Below are 19,556 nucleotides of genomic sequence, written 5' to 3' on the forward strand. Positions count from 1 at the left end.
CCTTTAAAAACCTTCTGTTTACTATTTTAGAACAGAGGTTTTTTTAAATGTTTCCATCTATTATACAGACATTAAGAGTAACAAGAAGTACCTTCTATGAAGGATTATGTAATTATAAGTTTTTAATTTTTTCCACATCTTTTGCACTTAATTCAAAATCGAAAAGATCTAGATTAGCTGCTTGGTTTTCAGGGTTGTGTGATTTTGGGATAACGACAACACCGCGTTGAATTTGGTATCTTAATAAGACTTGAGCACCAGATTTGTTATAGGCTTTACCGATTTCATCCAATACTTCTTTTTGGTGGACTTCGGCTTTCATCGGTCCCCACGCAACAGGTGTAATGCCCTCCTCTTCTAATATTGCTAGGAGATCGTGGTTAGGTTCTTTTAAGTTAATTTGTATTTGATTAACAGACGGCTTCACTTTAGCGAATTCTTTTAACTCATCTAGATGATGTTTTTCAAAGTTTGAAACGCCAATCGCTTTTAGTTTGCCCGCTTCGTAATATTCTTCAAAGACTTCCCATGTATTTCTTAGTTGTTCTTTGTCTTCAATCGGGAAGTGAATAAGAAGTAAGTCGAGATAGTCTGTTTGGAAGTTTTTTAGACTGTTATCAATAGCTGCTCGAGTAGCTTCTTTTGATGAAATATATTCTTCATTGGCTGGAACCTTTGTCGTAATGAATAACTCTTCTCGAGGCACATTGCTTTCTGCTAAGACCCTTCCAACAAGTTCTTCGTTTCGATACATAATGGCTCCGTCTATTGATCGGTATCCTAACTCAAGTGCTGAAACAAGTTCTGGAATTTCATTTTTTAACGCACCATTATATTCGTTATTTTCTTTTCCATACGTATTTGTACCAGTACCTACAATTGGCATTTTCAATCCATTATTCAGTATGATGTATTCCATATTTTTATCCACTCCCTCTGTATTTCTGCTAATTACTTTCCTTACCAAGTACATCATAACAATTTATAGAATTTTAGAAAAATAATATAAACCTAGGGGACTGTCCACCTATTCTAATTAACTTCCCCGCTAGTTGAATTAGGGCAACAATATATATATAAACCAAGAGGATATTATGCTCATATATCGAGCACAATATCCTCCGTATTTCATCCATTAGGAATGGTTTTCATTTGTCATTACATTGATTTTGCTTCTTCAATTGCTGTTTTATCATTAAAGATTTTTGTATTGAAGTTACCTAAGATACGTGATGTTAACGTACCAGATACCATTGAACCGTTAACGTTTAGAGCGGTACGACCCATATCAATGAATGCTTCGATTGAGATTAATAAACCAGCTAATCCAACTGGTAATCCCATAGAAGAAAGTACGATAAGAGCTGCAAACGTTGCTCCACCACCAACACCAGCAATACCAAATGAGCTAAAGCCAATGATCAGAACTAGTGGTATTAGGAAATCCCAAGTTAAAGGGTCGATTCCTACTGTTGGAGCAATCATAACAGCCAACATCGCAGGGTAGATACCCGCACAACCATTTTGCCCCATCGTTGCTCCAAATGATGCTGACATATTCGCAACACCTTCTTCAACACCAAGTGCATTTTTTTGTGCAGAGATATTTAAAGGAATCGTTCCTGCACTTGATCGTGAAGTAAATGCAAAGCTTAGAACAGGAAATACTTTTCTTACGTAATTAATCGGATTAATTCCAAACACGCCAACTAATACAAGTTGAATGATAAACATAACACCTAATGCCAAGTAAGATGCTAATACAAACTTACCAAGTTGCAGGATACCTGCGAAGTCTGTTGTCGCTACTGTATTAGCCATTAGTGCTAAGATACCGTATGGAGTTAAGCGTAATACTAGCGTTACAATTCGCATTACCACACCATAAACTGCATTAACCATTTTCGTAAATGTTTCTGCTTGTTCTGGATTCTTTCTACGTAAACCTAGAACCGCAACCCCTACAAAAATAGAGAAGATAACGACTGCGATTACAGAGGTTGAACGTTGTCCGGTCATATCTAAGAAGATATTAGATGGAATAAAGTTTAAAATACGCTGTGGGGTTGAAACTGCTTCTACGTCTGTTGCATATCTTTCTTCTAGAGCATCTGCACGAGCTTGCTCTGCTTCCCCTACAGTAATTTCTTCTGCATTTAAATCAAATATTGTCGCCGCACCTACACCAATTAAAGCAGCAACCATTGTTGTTACAATTAAAATCCCGATAATCCAACCAGCCATTTTACCTAACTGTGTTGATTTTTCTAAATTAGTAATTGCTTGGATGATTGAAACCATAACTAATGGAACAACAATCATCATAAGAAAACTAATATAACCTCGACCAACTATATTGTACCATGCAGTTGTTTCTGCTAATGTCTCAGAGCCATTTCCATAAATCCATTGTAAAGCAGCTCCTAGTACAATACCTAGACCTAAACCTGTAAACACACGTTTTGTAAACGACACATGCTTACGTTGCATATATAGTAATAGCCCAATTATTGCAATTAAGACGACAATATTTAAAATAACTAACCAATTCATGTCATTTCCCCCTGTATTTTTTTTATAAGATATGAAATAAAAACCTACATTGCCATTAAATTATATTAATCCGATAAATTTAGTATGACTTAAATAAGATACAACGCATTGACGGAAGTGTCAAGATATTGATTTAACCCAAACTAACTAATAAGAACTAAAAAGGGAGAATCATTAACAAAAGTTTTCCCTATCCTTTGTAATTTATTACAGTTATACTAGTTGAACGCCGTTCCTTTAACTCGGGGATGATAATCATAATCATTTCCCGAACACCAAAAAAGGAACACAACCTGTAAGGTTATGTCCCCTTCTACTCATAGAATATTATATTCCAACTCCAACGCCACATTTCCTTGAATAGCACGAGATATCATGCAACTCTTCTCTGCCTTCTGAACTAGCTTTTCCAACAGTTCATAATCCTTATCACTTGCAACATTTGTTAACGAAACAGTCGGGCGATGAATAATCTTTTTATATGTAAAAACGCCGTTCGTCACATCGACGATTCCCTCAGATTCTAGTGACATTTCTTTTAACGGTAAATTCGCTCGCTCTATCATTGCAGCTAACGTAATAATATAGCAAGTTGCTGCTGCACCGAGTAACATCTCATCTGGATTGGTTCCAATCCCTGGTCCATCCATTTCTGTTGGAATAGATATCTTTGTTTTTAAATTACCTGCGTTTATAAATCCTTCACTATTTCTTCCACCTGGCCAGTCGGCTTTCAAATGAAAATGATGTTCAGCCAATGTAATCACCTCTAAATTAATTTTAGGATGCAGTTTGAGGGGTGTGAGCGCGAGAAGGCAACTTGCGCGCGAGAGTTTATGTCAAAATTACGCCGGTAATTGATTAACCGCTCTGGGAAATGGAATACTAACGAGACCCATACTACATCGCGCGACTTCTCAAATTTCACACGCATAACCTGGGACTTCCCGCGTAACTTTTTAGAACTCTCGCGTGACTTTCAATTTTCTCGCGTAACTGTCAGGATCAAGGGCAAACTCCCTATCTTTCCTCTCTCCTCTAAAAGCTCAAAAATCCCCTACCCTAATAATACTCGCATCACTTCACCAAGTACTACACCAATAATAACAATTAACCATGCTGGTGTTTTCCAGAAATATAATAAGACAAATAAGATTGCTGCTAACGAAAAACTTGCTGCATCTGTGATGGAACTTGTAAATACCGGATCATAGAATGCTGCAAGTAATATCCCTACCACACCTGCGTTTACCCCAGTCAGTATTCCTTGAAAGCTCTTATGTTTCCGTAATTCACCTAGGAATGGTAATGCACCAACAATTAATAAAAAGGATGGTAGAAACATGGCGATTGTAGCAATGACTCCACCAATGACGCCACTCATCATCGTACCTAAGTAACTAGCAAAGGTAAATAGAGGTCCTGGAACTGCCTGTGCCATCCCATAACCAGCTAGGAATTCACTGTTGGTTAATAATCCATTTGGGACAACCTCTTGTTCCAATAGTGGTAAAACAACATGACCGCCTCCGAATACAATGGATCCTACACGGAAAAACGTATCAAAAATGCTGATGTAGGAGTGATTGACAATTTGCGCTAATATCGGTAGCCCAATAAGTAACACGACTAAAATAGATAAGGCTAAGATACCTTGTTTCTTTGAAATAGAAACCGTAAAATTCTTAACTTTTGATTCTGCGTTTTTAGAAAAAAGAAAATAACCAATAATTGCAGCTCCAACAATTACAGCGATTTGTACGATTGCTGAAGGAAACAACAGCATAATTAACATGGCTATAATAGCTATCGCAATACGTGGTTTATCTGGGGTCAATGTTTTCCCCATACCTAATACCGCATGTAGAACGACAGCAACAGCAACAATTTTTAAGCTTGTAATCCAGTTCGCATCTCCCAAAGAAAAGGATTGGAAAGCAAGCGCAAATAAAATAAGAACTATAACGGATGGTAGTGTAAATCCTAACCAAGAGATGATTCCACCAAGGAATCCTCCTCTAAGCATTCCTATAGCAATACCGACCTGACTACTTGCTGGTCCAGGTAAGAATTGACAGATTGCAATAATGTCTGCATAGGTCTTGTCATCCAGCCATTTCCGCTTATCTATGTATTCATTCCTAAAGTATCCTAGATGTGCTACAGGCCCACCAAAGGATGTCAAACCTAGTTTAAGGGATGTACCTAATATCTCTAATAGTGAATTTTTTCTCATGTTTTCCTCCCTACATGGATGTTTTTCTAAGGTAACATATTTTGAACTATTCGTCTTAAAATTTACATAGAATTTACAAACAAGCAGAAACTTCATTCTGCTTGGTCCTTCTTATCGAGATATATTAAGCTCTAATCCTGCTTAAGTATGAAACTTAGCACTCTCCTCTTCCGTATAATTATAACCATGTAATTTTAAAGGAGATAACGACTGTGAACAAAATCACTCACGACTACATCCAATATTATCAAGATCTAAAAAGACCGTTAAAGTGGAAGGTTACGGATAAACGTATTATCATGACGATTGCTTCCATATATGCCTTGAATCAGAAGCCTCTTCATGTTGAATCGTTTCTCGATTTAGCAAACAAGGTTAGAAATAGTGCTAGCTATATCTCTGTGCTACGTTCAACTTCTAGATATACCACTGCAGCTCTGCTAGATGTAAAGTTTCACAACCCTGATGAAAAAATACAAGAGCTCCATCATACCTACAATTTATTCCGGGAAGAAAAATTCAAAAGCGGTGTTTTTACCTATATCGCTGCTTCCGTTCTATTGACTAATCCCAAGCAGAATCCTAAACTAGTCATCCAAAAAGCCAAAGAGGTATATGATGGTATGAAAAAAGAACATTCTTTCCTAACTACTAGTAGTGATTATCCACTAGCAACACTTCTTGCCCTTGACTATAAGACGGGGATAATCAGCACGATTGAAGAGCTCTACGATGAGTTGTCCAGATATGGGTTCCGAAAAGGAAATGACTTACAATTCATGAGCCAAATTCTTGCACTAAGTATAAATGATTCTAAAAACACCTTAGTAAATCGGGCGATTCATGTTATGGATTCCCTTCAGCATACCGGGATTAAACCTAAAAAAATGTACTATCCCATTATTGGTATGCTTGCCCTACTACCGCAAAATGATTTCATTGTTCACGAAATCATATCTACTTATGAGGATCTGAATAGCCAAGGCGATTTCAAATGGCAGAAGGATATGAATATCATTTTAGCATCTAATTTTTTCTTAATGGATAAATTGACTCATGAAGGACTTGCCGAAACAAGCTTATACACTATCTTAGAAACTGTGTTACAGGCTCAACAAGCAGTTATGGCTGCAGCTGTTTACTCAGGCGATGGAGGAGCTAGTGGTGATGGTGGTAGTTAATACGAATAGCCATTTATATTAGACCCCATATCTTCCAAAAAAGCGGATTCATTATGAAGCCGCTTTTTTGCAGATAGCAAAAAAATAACAACCTGTCTCCCCAACACAAGTAAAACTAACCCCTCACCCAAAAATAAGTGAATGCGTGTTTTCGAATAACCTGTTAACTAATAATTGAATCTAATTCACAAGGTTTATATCTTCATCAAATCGGAAAGAATACTAGATAGATATATTTCTATTTTCCTCACAAAATTGGTGCGAAAAAGGGAAAAGTAATATATGATTACCTTAAATAAAGCAGAAAGTGTGATGAGCATGTTTAATAAGCGCTGGTTTCAAACTTTAACAGCATTAATTATGGTATTTCTACTAATCTATCTTTTATATATAACCAGTTTCATTTTCGATCCTGTATTTAAATATATTGGGGCCGTAGCTTTTCCGTTTATCGCAGCTGGGCTACTTTATTATTTAACAAAACCTGTCATGAAACTCTTAATTCGTTATAAAACACCCAAGTTTCTAGCGATCATCATCATTTTTATCTTAATTATTTTGGTAGGATATGTTTTTACCAAGGTTATCTTCCCAATTGCCCAAGATCAGTTTGAAAAATTTGTCGACAACATACCAGTAATGGTAAAGGGGGGACAAGATTTAATTGACTACTTCCAAGAAAATGAAAGTATTATTCCTGATGAAGTCTATAAAACGATAGATAATATGATGGCAAATATTCAGACATACATAGAAGGGATTATGACCTTCTTGTTTAGCTTCATTAGTCAATTGATAGGTTTTATATTCTCATTAGTTTTAGTACCATTCTTCCTATTCTTCATGCTGAAGGATGGCGATAAATTTATTGCCTTTGTTACTCAAATCTTTGAAAAGAAGAAGGCTAGTAACCTGCGCAATCTCTTACGAAAAATTGACCATACATTATCTGCCTATATTCAAGGGCAGCTTCTTGTGAGTTTCAGTATTGGGGTCATGCTTTTCATTGGATATACCATTATCGATCTTGACTATGGACTTTCCCTGGCATTGTTTGGAATGTTGATGTGTGTTGTTCCATTTATCGGGCCATTTATTGCGGTTGTCCCTGCTGTACTTGTTGGGGTTTTCCAGGATCCTATGAATGTAGTATGGATCGCCATTATTATGATTGTCGCTCAGCAGATAGAGGGGAATTTTATTTCTCCAAATATCATGGGGCATGTATTAAGAATCCATCCTTTAACCATCATTACCATTATTCTAGCAGCAGGAAGTATCGCAGGCTTTATTGGCATCCTATTTGCAGTTCCATTCTATGCGGTTGTGAAGACGATTATCGTGCACTTTTACGAAACTTATAAGGATACTCGGAAGAATAAAAGTGATGCTTTGATATAAGCAAATTCCGTAGAAGGTAGTTAAACGTTTCTTGTAGGATAAGAAAAATAACAGTGTAATTAGAGAAGCTAGGCTATTATTAGCTTCTCTATATTACAGCGAAAAAAATCAATTAGCCCTAATATTATCTATAATTCTCTCCCGTTAATACAATGACAAATGAACTTCTATTAGCTATTTTCTCCAAAGGGCCAATCCTCCAAATTTTTCAAAAGCCAAGTCATATCCAATATCCAAAAATCCACAATTATAGGAACCAAACCACTTGCTTATATACTTATAACTCAAAAGGTTGTATATCACGAATACATTTCATGAATTAGTGAAAAATACAATTACTTAGGAATTACTGTTACTGGAGGTATTTTTTTATGCAGGGAGAACATAGTCCAAGATTAACATCATCAGAAATTTCTGTTATGTGGAGTTCTTATCAAAACAATAGCTTTACTATATGTATTCTGAAATACTTCTTAACTAATGTTGATGATCCAGAAGTAAAATCAATCATAGAATTCGCATTGGGAATATCACAAAAAAACTACGAAATAAGTAAAGAGATCCTTAAAAACGATAAGCAACCCATTCCAGTTGGTTTTACAAATGAAGACGTGAGCACAAGTGCTCCTCGCCTATTTTCAGATGCATATTACTTATATTATATTAAGAATATGGCAAAAATCGGTTTGTCTGTTTACGGTGTAGCATTATCAGCATCCGCGCATTTAGATGTTCGTAATTTTTTGAGCCAAGCGATACTTACATCAACAGAACTCTATAATTGACCACCCTATGTTACAACACCTGATAATATTGATTTTATCGACAGCAAGAAATACTTAGGAGGACTTTTAAATTTAGACAACCGACCTTTGAATGTTGTTGAAATTAACCATATTGAAGCAAATATTGAAACAAATTCAGTGGGTAAAGTCCTTTTAAAAGGTCTTGCCCAAGTAGCTAAGTCCAAAAAAGTTAGGGATTATTGCATTAGAGGTTCAGATATTGCCAAAAAGCATATAAAAGTGTTTCAAGATTTATTATCCAATGATGACATTCCAGCTCCATCAGCTTGGGACATTGAACTAACGGATTCGACTGTCACTCCTTTTTCCGATAAATTAATCATGTTCCATACAACATTGTTAATTGCATCAAGCATTTCAAACTATTCAACAGCTTCCGCGGCAAGTTTAAGAAAAGATATCTCCGCATCTTATGTTCGCTTAACAGCAGAAATTGCACAATATGCAATAGATGGTACAAACATCATGATTAAAAATGGATGGCTCGAACAGCCACCACAAGTCCCTGATTACAAGGGGTTATCAAAGAATTAGTTTTATAAAGTTGTTTAACAGAGACAATGAGATGTAAGGAGTTGCAGAAATCAGTGTGGACAAAGACGCAATTAAAAAAATACTGTGGTCCGTTGCCTTACCAGGTTTTGGGCAACTTTTAAACAAGGAATTTGCAAAAGGTGTATTGGTTAATTTTAATAGAATTTACAGTCAATATCCAAGCCAACTTAAACACTGCCATAATCCTAAGTTTTCATGGGGATATACTCACATCAATTCAAGTTACTAATTATCAGTGGCTAATGTAATACCCCTGTTTATATTTTTTCGCTATATGGGATGCTTATAAGAATGCAAATGGAAAAGTACCCACTCTGTCCTTTCTTCCACTTGTATTTGCAGCATTTTTTATGACAGTTGGTGTCATTTATTCATCTACATTGAAAGTTTTTGGGGTGTTACTTGGACCAATATTTTTACCAATGTTATTTGTGATACCAGGCTTATTAACTGGACTATTGGTTTTCAAGATTTTAAATCATATCAAGATACGTAACCTTAAATTATTAAAAATATTTAATTAAGCTTACGTAATTGTATTTGAAACGTATATCCTTAATCAATTCTATCCTTAGTATTCCTGGAATGCCTTAATATCAAGTCAGAAAAAGAGCCCACAAAGCGACAATAAAGTGTTTTGGGGCGGTGATTTTCTAGCTTTCAACAATAATAAGGGAGCACTTATCAGACCTAGTAAAATGGTAAAAGTATTAAGTTTCGATAAATCATACTAAAATGGATATTAAGTATTATGTATACCCTATCTTTTAAATATATATTCTACCGAGTCACCAACAACATAGTAACCAATCTTTTGATAAATACTATTAGAGATAGGATTAGATACGTCTGTATATAAATTACAAAACTGAAAGCCATCATCTAATAGTTTCTGAGAAAATGCCGCAACTATACTGGTCGCATAGCCCTTTCTTTTGTGGATATCAGGCGTAAATACTCCATTTACAGTGGCCCCATTTCTAGTTCTCCTACCGTTATTCGCCATGGAGACAGCATCACCATCTACTTCCCATAGATGTAGTGTCTGATTTTGAATATAATTGGCTGCCATACTTGCTGCTTGTGTCTTCGATATTTGCACGTTCGCTTGTAATCCAAATTGGTAGATCCATTCTTTAGCAATCGGCAGATGCTCCTCAGACGCTGGAATTAGCTTTCCACTTACATCTGGAATAATCTTCACTTTATCCAGTCGATAAACCATTTGTTTCATCGTTAATTCCGCTGTTATTCCTTTTCGTTCAGTCCATAGTCGGATAAACTCACTAGCTATCTTATCCGGTCCTATCACACCAGGAACTGGATATTTATGCTGATATAAAAATTGTACAATTGCAGGAATGTATTTTTCATCCATGTGACCCACTTTAGGGAATATCCATTTATTTGGTGGCGTTTGCATAAAGGCATATATTGGCTCCCCATTATCTTCAACAATTCCTAAACGAGCACCATCAGAAAAGACACCAATATTATTTCTTCCTCGTTCTAGCAATCCTAGCATTAAATTATTTTTTACTTCTTGTTGTAGTAGTAAATCTTCTACTCTATCTAAGTATCGTTTGATAGAGGTTTCCAATAACACCTTCATCCATAAAGCCCCCTTTTCGATATATGTACTGCGCCATTTGAAATATTGCATTTATTTTACACCAATCAGTTGTTTTGTAAAGGGCTTCACGATAAACTAAACTCTAAGAGGTGAAACAAATGACCAAAAAAGATTTAGAAAATAAGCTTGCTGAGCTAAAATCGGATTATGTACGAATTCAAAGTGATTTAGATAAATTAGTGTATGTAAAGGGAAGAGCTTCCTCTGCACAAGAACAACTTGCCCGTTTAGAGGATGAAATTGCTGAGGTTTATAAAAAACTAGAGGAGTTAGAATAGAGGTTGGGACATTAGTATTTCCTAACTAGTAAAATACGAACAATTAGAGATTAGAGTAAAAAACCGCCCCGGAAATATACTTCGCTTTCACTTCCAGCACAGGAGCGACATCTGCTCGAAAGAACCTCGCAGTATCTACCTTGCCGCGGGCGGCTGGTGAGCCTCCTCGTGCTGACGCACTGCGAGGTCTCACCGTTGCCTTTCCTCCCGCAGGAGTCTACGTATATTTCCGGAGCTAAAGTGGTTGCATTCTTCCTTTTCTAGTTGAAAACTTTACTTTTTGTCCCAACCTCTTTTTTATTCTACATTCGTTTTGCTATTACTAATTCTCGCCTGAATTTTTGCTTGCTCTTTATTTCTTGGCATTAAGCTAACAATAATGTCTCCTGTACCTGGTACAGTACGCATTTCTTCTGAATAGTATTTAATTTGTCCAGAAGGTTTAATGAGATATAGAAATACTGTTTCTTCATCTTTTTCTTCTAGATATTGCTTATAAGGATACTGTTCAGTAATAGTTGTTTGTCGGAATACGTAACCTGCCTCAATTTTGTCGATTAAGTCTTCCAGTGTAACTTCTTTTTTAAACAAGATTCTTCCGCCAACTTTCGAAACAATCTCAGATGACTTTCCAGACTTATCATATGGGCTTACCTTAAACACATTCGTACGACCATATTCCGGCATAAATGTCGTACAAGCTAAAGCGTTATAAGCTTTACTATCTGTCGCAGCAATCAAATATTCATATGGAATCGTGTCCAAATGATATTCGGTTTGTTCGGACAGTACATCTTCATGGTAAAATGGTACACCTGCTTCTCTGGCAACCTTTAAACGTTCCCATGAACTGTCGACCACAATAACTGGTACATTAGCTTTCGCTAGTGATTTTGCAAGCTCAACTGTAAAGACATTACTACCAACAAGTAGAGATCCTGGACGTCCTTCCATGGATAGATTTAATTTCTTCGCTAGCCAGCCAATGGAGAATCCATGAGCAATTACGGTAAAGAAGACTAGCCCAAAGGTTAGAGTTGTAAGAAGTTCTGCTTCCTTATATCCAGCCTCTAATAGTATAGTGGCAAAGTAACTTGAAACGGTTAATGCTACAATTCCTCTCGGAGCAATCCATCCAACTAGTAATTTTTCATTAAACGTTAGCCCCGTTCCAAAGGTAGAGAGAAAAATGGAAAGCGGGCGAACTAAAAACATCATTAGTAATACATAACCGATAATATTAGGACTGAAGATTTCTAAAATCGTTTCAACCTGTAATGATGCGGTTAGCATAATAAAGATAGCGGAGATTAGGAGAATTGAGATATTTTCCTTAAAGTGGCGCATATCTGCAACAGAGGAAATTCCCATATTGGCTAATGTTATCCCCATCGCAGTCACAGATAATAATCCAGTTTCATGCATGATCTCATCAGCTACTGTAAAACAGAAGATTACGACAGCAAATACTGCTGGCGATTTAAGATATTCAGGAATATGACCTCTTTCAAAAATAAATCCGATACCTCGGCCACATGCCCATCCAAATATCGCGGCAAAAACAGAAGCTGCGAAGAACATTAGTAATTTTGTTCCATCTGGGTCATTGGCAGTTAAATAAGCGATAATCTCAAACGCAAACACTGCTAGCAACGCACCAATTGGGTCTACTATGATACCTTCCCACTTCAGTATCTTCGCTGGTCTTGGGTTTAATTTAGACTGACGAAGTAAAGGCATAATAACCGTTGGACCTGTAACAATGAACAATCCACCGATAACAAATGCAACTGCCCACGGTAGTCCAGCTATATAATGTGCGGTTAATGACCCTAGTATCCAAGCAATAAATGCTCCTAAAGTCGATATTCTAAACACTGGCTTCCCTAAGCCACGTAGTTCTTTGAAACTTAAATTTAAACTACCTTCAAATAGTATGATTGCAACTGCTACAGAAATAATTGGACTATATAAATCTCCAAAGTCCTCTTCTGGATTAATAAATCCGAATATCGGTCCGATCAGTAGACCTGTCACGGCCATAACTACTATGGCAGGCATACGATAACGCCATGCAACCCACTGGGATCCAATTCCAAGTAAGAAAATCAGCATGACTTCAAATAATAAAGACGGAACCATTTCATACCCCCTATTTTAAAATATAAGGTCATTCTAAATGCCACTTCATGAAAAGTAAACTATTATCTCTTAACAAAAAGAAGTCATTTTGGTAAAGAAAACGTTTAATTTGTATAGTGCCCTGTATGATAGACAGAATTTTTTTCTATTTGTATTATCTTCATTCAAATTTTAATTATGCTAAAAGGGTATTCCACATTCATGTCATTTTCTTCACATAATTCTTCCACAATAAAGCCTCTCTAACTTAGGAAATTCCAATTTTAACAACTCGTCTCTCCCCTTAATATATGGTAGGATAAACTAATGAGAGGAGGAGAGACATGATCTTAGAACAAGAAAAGGTATTAAAAACCTATTTCGGGTATGAATCCTTTAGACCAGGTCAAAAGGAAGTCATTGATCGAGTCGTCCATTCAACAAATACACTGGCAGTTATGCCAACAGGTGGCGGTAAATCAATCTGTTATCAGATACCAGGTTTAACCATGGAAGGGACAGCTATCATTATTTCCCCACTTATATCACTCATGAAAGACCAGGTTGACTCTCTCCTAGCGTTAGGAATCCCCGCAACCTTTATCAATAGTTCCTTAACACCAGAAGAACATGAAAATCGTATGCAAGAGATTGCTAATGGACGGTTTAAGTTTGTATATGTGGCACCAGAGCGATTTGAATCAACTGGATTCATTCGTGTTGTAAGGAAAATTAAAATCGCTTTAGTTGCTTTTGATGAAGCACATTGTATCTCTCAATGGGGACATGATTTTCGACCTAGCTATCGTTCCATCGTCCCAAATTTAAATCAGATTGGTAACATCCCTGTTGTCATGGCATTAACCGCAACAGCAACCGAAGAAGTTATTTCCGATATTCAGGAATTGTTACATATCGAGAATAACAATGTCATCAATACAGGATTCGCAAGAGATAACCTTGCCTTTCATATTGTGAAGGGAAAGGATCGCTCCAGTTACATTCGAGCTTTCTTAGAAGAACATACCGATGAATCGGGGATCATCTATACCGCTACAAGAAAACAAGCAGATGCCCTTTTTGATCAGCTTTCTAGTCGCGGAATTGAAGTTGCAAAATACCATGCCGGAATGTCCGAGCAAGCTCGCAAACAAGCACAAGCTGCCTTTATTCACGATCAAAAGCATGTCATGATTGCCACGAATGCTTTCGGAATGGGGATAGATAAATCGAATGTCCGGTATGTTATTCATTACGCCATGCCGATGAATATTGAATCCTACTATCAAGAGGCTGGAAGAGCTGGTAGAGATGGAGAATTTAGTGATTGTATCTTATTATTTTCCCCACAGGATATTCAACTTCAAAAATTCTTAATTGAGCAGTCCTTAATGGATGAAGCCGCTAAGCAAAATGAATATCGTAAGCTACAATCGATGGTGAACTATTGTCACACGCAAGGATGTCTAAGTAGCTACATTTTAGATTATTTTAAGGATGCTACACCTCATCAAAATTGTGGGCGTTGTAGTAACTGTGTAGAAAAACTAGACAAGAGTGATATTACAGAGGAAGCCCAAATGATATTATCTTGTGTAAAACGAATGGGCGAGCGTTTCGGAGTAAGCATGACTGCGAAAGTATTAAAAGGATCCAAAGATAAGAAAATTCAAGAATTCCAGTTACACCAAATATCTACGTATGGAATTATGTCTGCCTATACCGAAAAAGAACTAACGGAACTTATCCACTTTCTAGTGGCAGAACAATTACTAGCGACAGAGGAAGGGAAATTCCCAACACTGAAGCTAAATCGTAATTCCGTTGATATACTAAAAGGGACACGGACAGTAGAAATGTACACAATCCCTATTCCAACGGCTGAAGAAGAAGATTATTATAAGGACCTATTTGAAGAGCTAAGGAGCTTGCGTAAGTCTCTAGCAAATGAGCTTAACGTACCGCCATATGTGCTTTTCTCTGATGTAACACTTAAAGAGCTTAGTAGGTATTTCCCTGTATCCAAGGGAGATATGCTTGAAATTAAAGGAATTGGTGAGAAAAAGTTTGAACAGTACGGAGAGGCTTTTATTGCTGTTATACAAAAATGGCGTTTGGCACATCCTGAAGCAAAAACAAGGATAAAGATTTCCGGAGGGGCACCTACTCCAAGACATAAGAAAAAGGAAGAGGAGGGTCCTAGCCACCTTGTTAGCTATAAGCTTTTTCAATCTGGAAAATCATTAAAAGACATAGCAGCCATTCGTGACATGACCACCATGACGGTAGAGAATCATTTGTTTAAAGCATTTCAGGATGGTTATCCTATTTCTTGGAATATTTTCTTTACTGATGAGGAGGAGAAGATAATCCTCGCAGCGAGAGAAACAGTTGAAGAACCCAAGTTAAAGCCACTAAAAGAAGCACTACCTGAGGAATATGACTATACGAAGATTAAAGCAGTTTTAGTAAAGAATGGATTAAAATAGTCCGCCATATACCATATGGCGGCTTTTTCTATGAATAAAAAAAGAAATTAAGCTTGTTGTTTTCATCTACCGTCGCTAATAAAATATCATTTAACTCCAGATGCTGATATTCCTTATGAAGCTTATTTAATAACCATTTTTCATCTTTCCCTATTTGCTCTAACCCTTTATAATCAATCTTTTTTTCTTTTACTACTGTTTTAGGAAGTTGAAAGGGTTTTGGTGTATTCGCATAGGTTGTTGGAGTTAAAGCTTGATGCTCTGCATTTAAAAAGATAGAAATAGTACCTCCAGGCTCCCAAAAAGCCACTGAGACTTTTTTAATATCGGCAGCTTTATTCTTCCTCAACTCTGCCATCAATACATCAATCGATATTCTAGCCTTCTTTAAATTTTTTGATAAAATAATTCCATTTTCAATTAATGGTATGGGGGATGGTATAAAAATTTTTCTAATACCAGGGAAATACAAACTTAACACTACTCCTAGTAAATAGAGAAATAAAATTACACTCATGGTGATCATGGATCCTTCTAATCCTAGACCTTCATCCGATAATGGATGTGCAATGATGTTCCCAATAAGTAATACAATCACAAAATCTAATAGCCCTATTTGTGATATAGACCGTTGTCCCATCAACTTGGCAATAATCACAAAAAATGCAAACCCAACAAGCGCTCTTAATATCCATTGCATAGCTGTTAATGATTCCTGAGAACTAAAAAAATCCATGAAATACCTCCACCCAACAATTTCGTTACTACGAATATAGTTTTGGCTAAATAAATGGTTATTATGTCGTTATCCCAAATAAGAAAATACAAAACAAGAAAAATTTCAACTTCTATTCCAAATCGGAAAGGTGTATAATGAATAACATTACTTAGAATAACTCGCATTCACTCTTCTTTTTAAGAATGTGTTAGTTTTTCTTATTAAAAAAGGGGTGTAGCCGATGAAAAAATACTTTGCCCTTTTTGTACTATTATCTGTAGTCGGTCAATTTTTTTATAGTAATCATGTAAGTAATTTCGATTTAAAACATGATAATCCAGTATACATCCAAGAATTCGAGTTAGTGAACGCTTCGCCATCAGAAGATTCCCATCCAAGCTACGGAGATGGAAACCAAAAAATCTCTTCCATCTTGAATGCGCTATTTCTTGGACTTGTATTAACTATTACGGTTATCTTCTATCATTCTGTAAAAAGGATAAAGAGACTAATCCAGTTATATCCTGTTTTCTATCAGGGGAATTATCTAATCCCAACCTCTTCTAACATAATTTAATTTACAACTTTTCAGGAGGAGGAAAAGGATTATGATGATAGCTCGTTTGATTATGATGGGTATGTTCTCATTTACTGCAATAATGTTGCTTTCCTATCAAGGCTTTGAAATTACGCAAGCTTTTATGGATTATTTCCGTAAAAACTAATATACAAAAAGGAGAAATGCTATTACGCATTTCTCCTTTTTTACATTCTATCTTTCTAGTATTTTATAATTCTCTGTTTTGTTAATAGGAATATGATGCTTTAAAGCGCTTTCCTCTAGTGTTGGCTTAACATATTGATAGGTCAATGTTCCAACTCCGCCTCCATTAGATATCCCTTTTCATCGCTCTCGTTGCAATGAATGTTTTGATATGATTGTCTAACATTCTTCCACCACCAAAATCATCCTCATAGAATCCTGTTACGACAAATCCAGCATCTATCTGACCTTGAATTTGGTCTTCTAAACTATGACCAAACTCTAAAGGACGTTTCAAACGTGCAAATTCCTTTAGCTTTTCCTCTGATAATACTTCCAGGTCTGAATATGGAATCTTATGCTTGACAACCAGATTACCTTTTTCCTCTTCCTCATCATCAAAAATATATAATAGTGGATTTGTGATACCCGCAATAAGTACCCCACCATCCTTTAATACTCTATAAGCCTCTCTCCACACTGGTTGAACATCGTTGATAAACACATTGGATACCGGATGAACAATGATATCAAATTCATCATCTTCTAAGAAATGGAGATCTTCCATATTTCCTTGTATGGTCTCAAGGTTCAAATCATCTCGCTTCGCTACAAACTGGTCCTGTTCCAATTGCTTCACTGATATGTCAACGACTGTAACGTCAGCTCCTGCTGCTGCAAGTATTGGACCCTGTTGACCTCCACCAGAGGCTAAACAAAGAATTTTCACTCCTTTAAGTGACTCTGGAAACCAATCTCTTGGAACCTGTTTTGTTGTTGTAACAGTTATAGACCAATCTCCTGCCCTACTTTTCTCAATCACTTCCTTACTAACAGGCTTTGTATAGTTACCACCCGTTTCTACCTTTCGATCCCAGGCGGAACTGTTATGTTTTACAATATTCATGATTACGCCTCTCTTATTTAAAATTTTTAAATAATTCTTATTATATCCTATCATACTATAAGCACTAAGAGAGGGATTTTATTTACTCATAGAAAAAACTGCCACACTATATCGCGCAGCAGTTTTTCATTTAACTTTTTATCCTTTAATATCTAGTGCCCATGTTCCATTACGGAATACCGCTTCTGTTGTACCATCGGCTTTTACTCCGTCAATATCAAGTTTTTCCGAACCAATCATGAAGTCAACATGTGTCAAACTATCATTTACACCCGCTTTATCTAGTTCCTCATCACTCATTGCAGATCCACCTTCGACATTCGTTGGATAAGCTTTTCCAAGTGCAATATGACAAGAAGCATTCTCATCAAATAAAGTGTTATAGAAAATTAATCCTGATTGAGAAACAGGAGATTCATGTGGTACTAGTGCGATTTCACCTAATCGGCTAGCACCTTCATCAGTTTCTAGCAAGTGTTTTAATGTATCTTCGCCAGTTTCTGCTTTAAAGTCAACTACTTTACCATCTTTAAATGTTAAGCTGAAGTTGTCAATTAAGCTTCCACCATAGTTTAATGGTTTTGTACTGGATACCGTACCATTTACACCATACTTATGTGGCATAGAGAATACTTCTTCTGTTGGCATATTCGGATTGAATGTGATACCTTTTTCCGAAACAGCAGATCCGCCCTTCCAAATATGTCCTTCTGGAAGCTCCATCTCTAGGTCTGTACCAGGTGCTCTAAAGATAAGCTTTTTATAATTCTTTTCATTCAGGATTTCACGTGCTGTTCTTAATGTTTCGTTATGGTCGTCCCATGCTTTAATTGGATCTTCTTGGTCTACACGAACAATTTTAATAATTGCTTCCCATAGGCTAGCAATAGCATCTTCGCGAGATTTATCCGGGAAGATCTTTTGAGCCCAGTCTCCCGTTGGAATAGAAATAATGGACCACGTAATTTTATCATTCATTGTGTACTTACGGAAATTAGTCATTGCTTGTGCTGCTGCTTTATTAGCCATTGCAACCTTAGTTGGATCAATATCCTTCAGTAAATCTGGATTAGTGGAGCGAATAGAAAGTACTGCGGCTCCATCTTCTGCATACATATCATGAAGCTTTACTTTCCATTCTGGATAATCTCCAAGAACTTCATCAGGAGCATATTGATATTTCCATAGGGTTAAATCATCGTCACCCCAGTTAATATGTACATCTTTAGCCCCTAGTTCATAAGCTTTTTTGGCTACAATCTTAGTAAACTCTGCTCCTTCGATTGTAGAGTTTATCATTAGTGCTTGGCCTTTTTGTAAATTAACACCTTTACGAAGGGCTAATTCAGCATATTTCTCTTGAATTTGTACGGATACCATTTAGAAAACCTCCAATTATAAAAATTAAATAATTGCCTATCGTTATTATTTCACAAATTGACAAAATATCCAATCTAGACACACTAGTTTCACAAAACTTGTATTTTACAAGTTGGAATAAGATATGTTAAAATTTAAATAGTTACTTTTTGTAAGCTAATGAATACTTTCGTTTAGTCGAATTGTGAGGTGATCTCCATGAGTGAATTATGTCCACGTTTTGAAAAAGCAATGCAAATCATTAGTAAGCGTTGGGTTGGTCTAATACTATTTGAATTACTAGACGGACCTAAGCGATTCTCTGAAATGGAATCCAGTTTACCAATCAGTGGAAGATTACTCTCGGATCGTTTGAAAATGCTAGAAAAAGAAGGCATTGTTGTTCGCAATATTTATTCTGAATTTCCTGTTAGGATTGAATATACATTATCTAGTAAAGGTGAATCATTACGCCCTGTAATTGAGGATATTCAAAATTGGGCGAATGATTGGATTTCAGAGAATGAAGTGAAAGAAATAATGGATTAGCAATAGT

Annotated in this window: 17 protein-coding genes and 1 pseudogene; 9 read left to right on the forward strand and 9 right to left on the reverse strand. The window is 36.4% G+C overall.

The annotated features are described in order from the left end of the window. Window positions 1-112 precede the first annotated feature (112 nt). From G5W_RS0114025 to chrA, 4 genes are all read right to left on the reverse strand, one after another. Window positions 113-919 carry an aldo/keto reductase gene (locus tag G5W_RS0114025; protein WP_010097624.1) on the reverse strand — a complete coding sequence of 269 codons (807 nt, stop codon included), beginning with the start codon at window positions 917-919 and terminating at the stop codon, window positions 113-115. A 239-nt stretch (window positions 920-1,158) separates the two neighbouring features. Beyond that, complete coding sequence (locus G5W_RS0114030) at window positions 1,159-2,553, reverse strand: L-cystine transporter (RefSeq protein ID WP_010097626.1); 1,395 nt, start codon at window positions 2,551-2,553, stop codon at window positions 1,159-1,161. A gap of 317 nt (window positions 2,554-2,870) precedes the next feature. Continuing rightward, window positions 2,871-3,311 carry an OsmC family protein gene (locus G5W_RS0114035; protein ID WP_010097627.1) on the reverse strand — a complete coding sequence of 147 codons (441 nt, stop codon included), beginning with the start codon at window positions 3,309-3,311 and terminating at the stop codon, window positions 2,871-2,873. A gap of 299 nt (window positions 3,312-3,610) precedes the next feature. Further along, a complete protein-coding gene (gene chrA / locus G5W_RS0114040; protein ID WP_029191139.1) occupies window positions 3,611-4,789 on the reverse strand; it encodes a chromate efflux transporter in 1,179 nt (392 codons plus the stop codon). 212 nt (window positions 4,790-5,001) lie between these two features. On the opposite strand from chrA, the gene G5W_RS21210 reads away from it, so the two are divergent. The 5 genes and pseudogenes from G5W_RS21210 to G5W_RS24345 all read left to right on the forward strand — a co-directional run bounded on the left by G5W_RS21210 (window position 5,002) and on the right by G5W_RS24345 (window position 9,256). Next, window positions 5,002-5,970: a DUF4003 family protein gene (locus G5W_RS21210; RefSeq protein WP_010097631.1), complete on the forward strand. Its 969-nt coding sequence runs from the start codon at window positions 5,002-5,004 to the stop codon at window positions 5,968-5,970. Between the two features lie 282 nt (window positions 5,971-6,252). Then, entirely contained in the window at window positions 6,253-7,371 is a 1,119-nt protein-coding gene (locus G5W_RS0114050; RefSeq protein WP_010097632.1) for an AI-2E family transporter, read from the forward strand. Between the two features lie 371 nt (window positions 7,372-7,742). Further along, window positions 7,743-8,156, forward strand: a complete 414-nt coding sequence (locus G5W_RS22880; protein ID WP_010097633.1) for a DUF3231 family protein — start codon at window positions 7,743-7,745, stop codon at window positions 8,154-8,156. Between the two features lie 87 nt (window positions 8,157-8,243). Then, window positions 8,244-8,711 (forward strand): DUF3231 family protein, encoded by a 468-nt coding sequence (locus G5W_RS22885; RefSeq protein WP_010097634.1) that lies wholly within the window; start codon window positions 8,244-8,246, stop codon window positions 8,709-8,711. 55 nt (window positions 8,712-8,766) lie between these two features. Further along, a pseudogene (locus tag G5W_RS24345) lies at window positions 8,767-9,256 on the forward strand (hypothetical protein). Between the two features lie 236 nt (window positions 9,257-9,492). On the opposite strand, the gene G5W_RS0114065 reads toward G5W_RS24345, so the two are convergent. Next, window positions 9,493-10,344, reverse strand: coding sequence for a GNAT family N-acetyltransferase (locus tag G5W_RS0114065; protein ID WP_010097639.1), 852 nt, complete (start codon window positions 10,342-10,344; stop codon window positions 9,493-9,495). 119 nt (window positions 10,345-10,463) lie between these two features. Here G5W_RS0114065 and G5W_RS0114070 point away from each other — a divergent pair, with 119 nt between their 5' ends. Continuing rightward, window positions 10,464-10,643 carry an SE1832 family protein gene (locus G5W_RS0114070; protein ID WP_010097640.1) on the forward strand — a complete coding sequence of 60 codons (180 nt, stop codon included), beginning with the start codon at window positions 10,464-10,466 and terminating at the stop codon, window positions 10,641-10,643. Window positions 10,644-10,940: 297 nt separating this feature from the next. Here G5W_RS0114070 and G5W_RS0114080 read toward each other — a convergent pair whose 3' ends face one another. Further along, window positions 10,941-12,785 carry a cation:proton antiporter gene (locus tag G5W_RS0114080; protein WP_010097642.1) on the reverse strand — a complete coding sequence of 615 codons (1,845 nt, stop codon included), beginning with the start codon at window positions 12,783-12,785 and terminating at the stop codon, window positions 10,941-10,943. A 323-nt stretch (window positions 12,786-13,108) separates the two neighbouring features. Between G5W_RS0114080 and recQ the strand changes: the two genes are divergently transcribed. Further along, a complete protein-coding gene (gene recQ, locus G5W_RS0114085) occupies window positions 13,109-15,253 on the forward strand; it encodes a DNA helicase RecQ (protein WP_010097643.1) in 2,145 nt (714 codons plus the stop codon). 28 nt (window positions 15,254-15,281) lie between these two features. On the opposite strand, the gene G5W_RS0114090 is transcribed toward recQ, so the two are convergent. After that, window positions 15,282-15,989: a DUF421 domain-containing protein gene (locus G5W_RS0114090; protein ID WP_010097644.1), complete on the reverse strand. Its 708-nt coding sequence runs from the start codon at window positions 15,987-15,989 to the stop codon at window positions 15,282-15,284. 223 nt (window positions 15,990-16,212) lie between these two features. Here G5W_RS0114090 and G5W_RS0114095 point away from each other — a divergent pair, with 223 nt between their 5' ends. Then, a complete protein-coding gene (locus tag G5W_RS0114095) occupies window positions 16,213-16,548 on the forward strand; it encodes a hypothetical protein (RefSeq protein WP_010097646.1) in 336 nt (111 codons plus the stop codon). Window positions 16,549-16,861: 313 nt separating this feature from the next. Here the strand turns inward: G5W_RS0114095 and G5W_RS0114110 are convergent, their stop codons facing one another. Further along, a complete protein-coding gene (locus tag G5W_RS0114110; RefSeq protein ID WP_010097652.1) occupies window positions 16,862-17,641 on the reverse strand; it encodes a class I SAM-dependent methyltransferase in 780 nt (259 codons plus the stop codon). Between the two features lie 138 nt (window positions 17,642-17,779). Next, window positions 17,780-19,021, reverse strand: a complete 1,242-nt coding sequence (locus tag G5W_RS0114115; RefSeq protein ID WP_010097654.1) for an aminopeptidase — start codon at window positions 19,019-19,021, stop codon at window positions 17,780-17,782. 198 nt (window positions 19,022-19,219) lie between these two features. Between G5W_RS0114115 and G5W_RS0114120 the strand changes: the two genes are divergently transcribed. Further along, window positions 19,220-19,549 (forward strand): winged helix-turn-helix transcriptional regulator, encoded by a 330-nt coding sequence (locus G5W_RS0114120; protein WP_010097656.1) that lies wholly within the window; start codon window positions 19,220-19,222, stop codon window positions 19,547-19,549. The last annotated feature ends 7 nt before the right edge of the window (window positions 19,550-19,556 follow it).

The sequence above is a fragment of the Ornithinibacillus scapharcae TW25 genome, from assembly GCF_000190475.1.
Taxonomy (GTDB): Bacteria; Bacillota; Bacilli; order Bacillales; family Amphibacillaceae; genus Ornithinibacillus; species Ornithinibacillus scapharcae.

What these genes read in the sequence shown, in the direction of transcription:
- G5W_RS0114025 (WP_010097624.1), bottom strand. Translation starts at nt 919, where the DNA reads ATGGAATACATCATACTGAATAATGGATTGAAAATGCCAATTGTAGGT.
- G5W_RS0114030 (WP_010097626.1), bottom strand. Translation starts at nt 2,553, where the DNA reads ATGAATTGGTTAGTTATTTTAAATATTGTCGTCTTAATTGCAATAATT.
- chrA (WP_029191139.1), bottom strand. Translation starts at nt 4,789, where the DNA reads ATGAGAAAAAATTCACTATTAGAGATATTAGGTACATCCCTTAAACTA.
- G5W_RS0114050 (WP_010097632.1), top strand. Translation starts at nt 6,253, where the DNA reads ATGATTACCTTAAATAAAGCAGAAAGTGTGATGAGCATGTTTAATAAG.
- G5W_RS22880 (WP_010097633.1), top strand. Translation starts at nt 7,743, where the DNA reads ATGCAGGGAGAACATAGTCCAAGATTAACATCATCAGAAATTTCTGTT.
- G5W_RS0114065 (WP_010097639.1), bottom strand. Translation starts at nt 10,344, where the DNA reads ATGAAGGTGTTATTGGAAACCTCTATCAAACGATACTTAGATAGAGTA.
- G5W_RS0114070 (WP_010097640.1), top strand. Translation starts at nt 10,464, where the DNA reads ATGACCAAAAAAGATTTAGAAAATAAGCTTGCTGAGCTAAAATCGGAT.
- G5W_RS0114080 (WP_010097642.1), bottom strand. Translation starts at nt 12,785, where the DNA reads ATGGTTCCGTCTTTATTATTTGAAGTCATGCTGATTTTCTTACTTGGA.
- recQ (WP_010097643.1), top strand. Translation starts at nt 13,109, where the DNA reads ATGATCTTAGAACAAGAAAAGGTATTAAAAACCTATTTCGGGTATGAA.
- G5W_RS0114090 (WP_010097644.1), bottom strand. Translation starts at nt 15,989, where the DNA reads ATGGATTTTTTTAGTTCTCAGGAATCATTAACAGCTATGCAATGGATA.
- G5W_RS0114095 (WP_010097646.1), top strand. Translation starts at nt 16,213, where the DNA reads ATGAAAAAATACTTTGCCCTTTTTGTACTATTATCTGTAGTCGGTCAA.
- G5W_RS0114110 (WP_010097652.1), bottom strand. Translation starts at nt 17,641, where the DNA reads ATGAATATTGTAAAACATAACAGTTCCGCCTGGGATCGAAAGGTAGAA.
- G5W_RS0114115 (WP_010097654.1), bottom strand. Translation starts at nt 19,021, where the DNA reads ATGGTATCCGTACAAATTCAAGAGAAATATGCTGAATTAGCCCTTCGT.
- G5W_RS0114120 (WP_010097656.1), top strand. Translation starts at nt 19,220, where the DNA reads ATGAGTGAATTATGTCCACGTTTTGAAAAAGCAATGCAAATCATTAGT.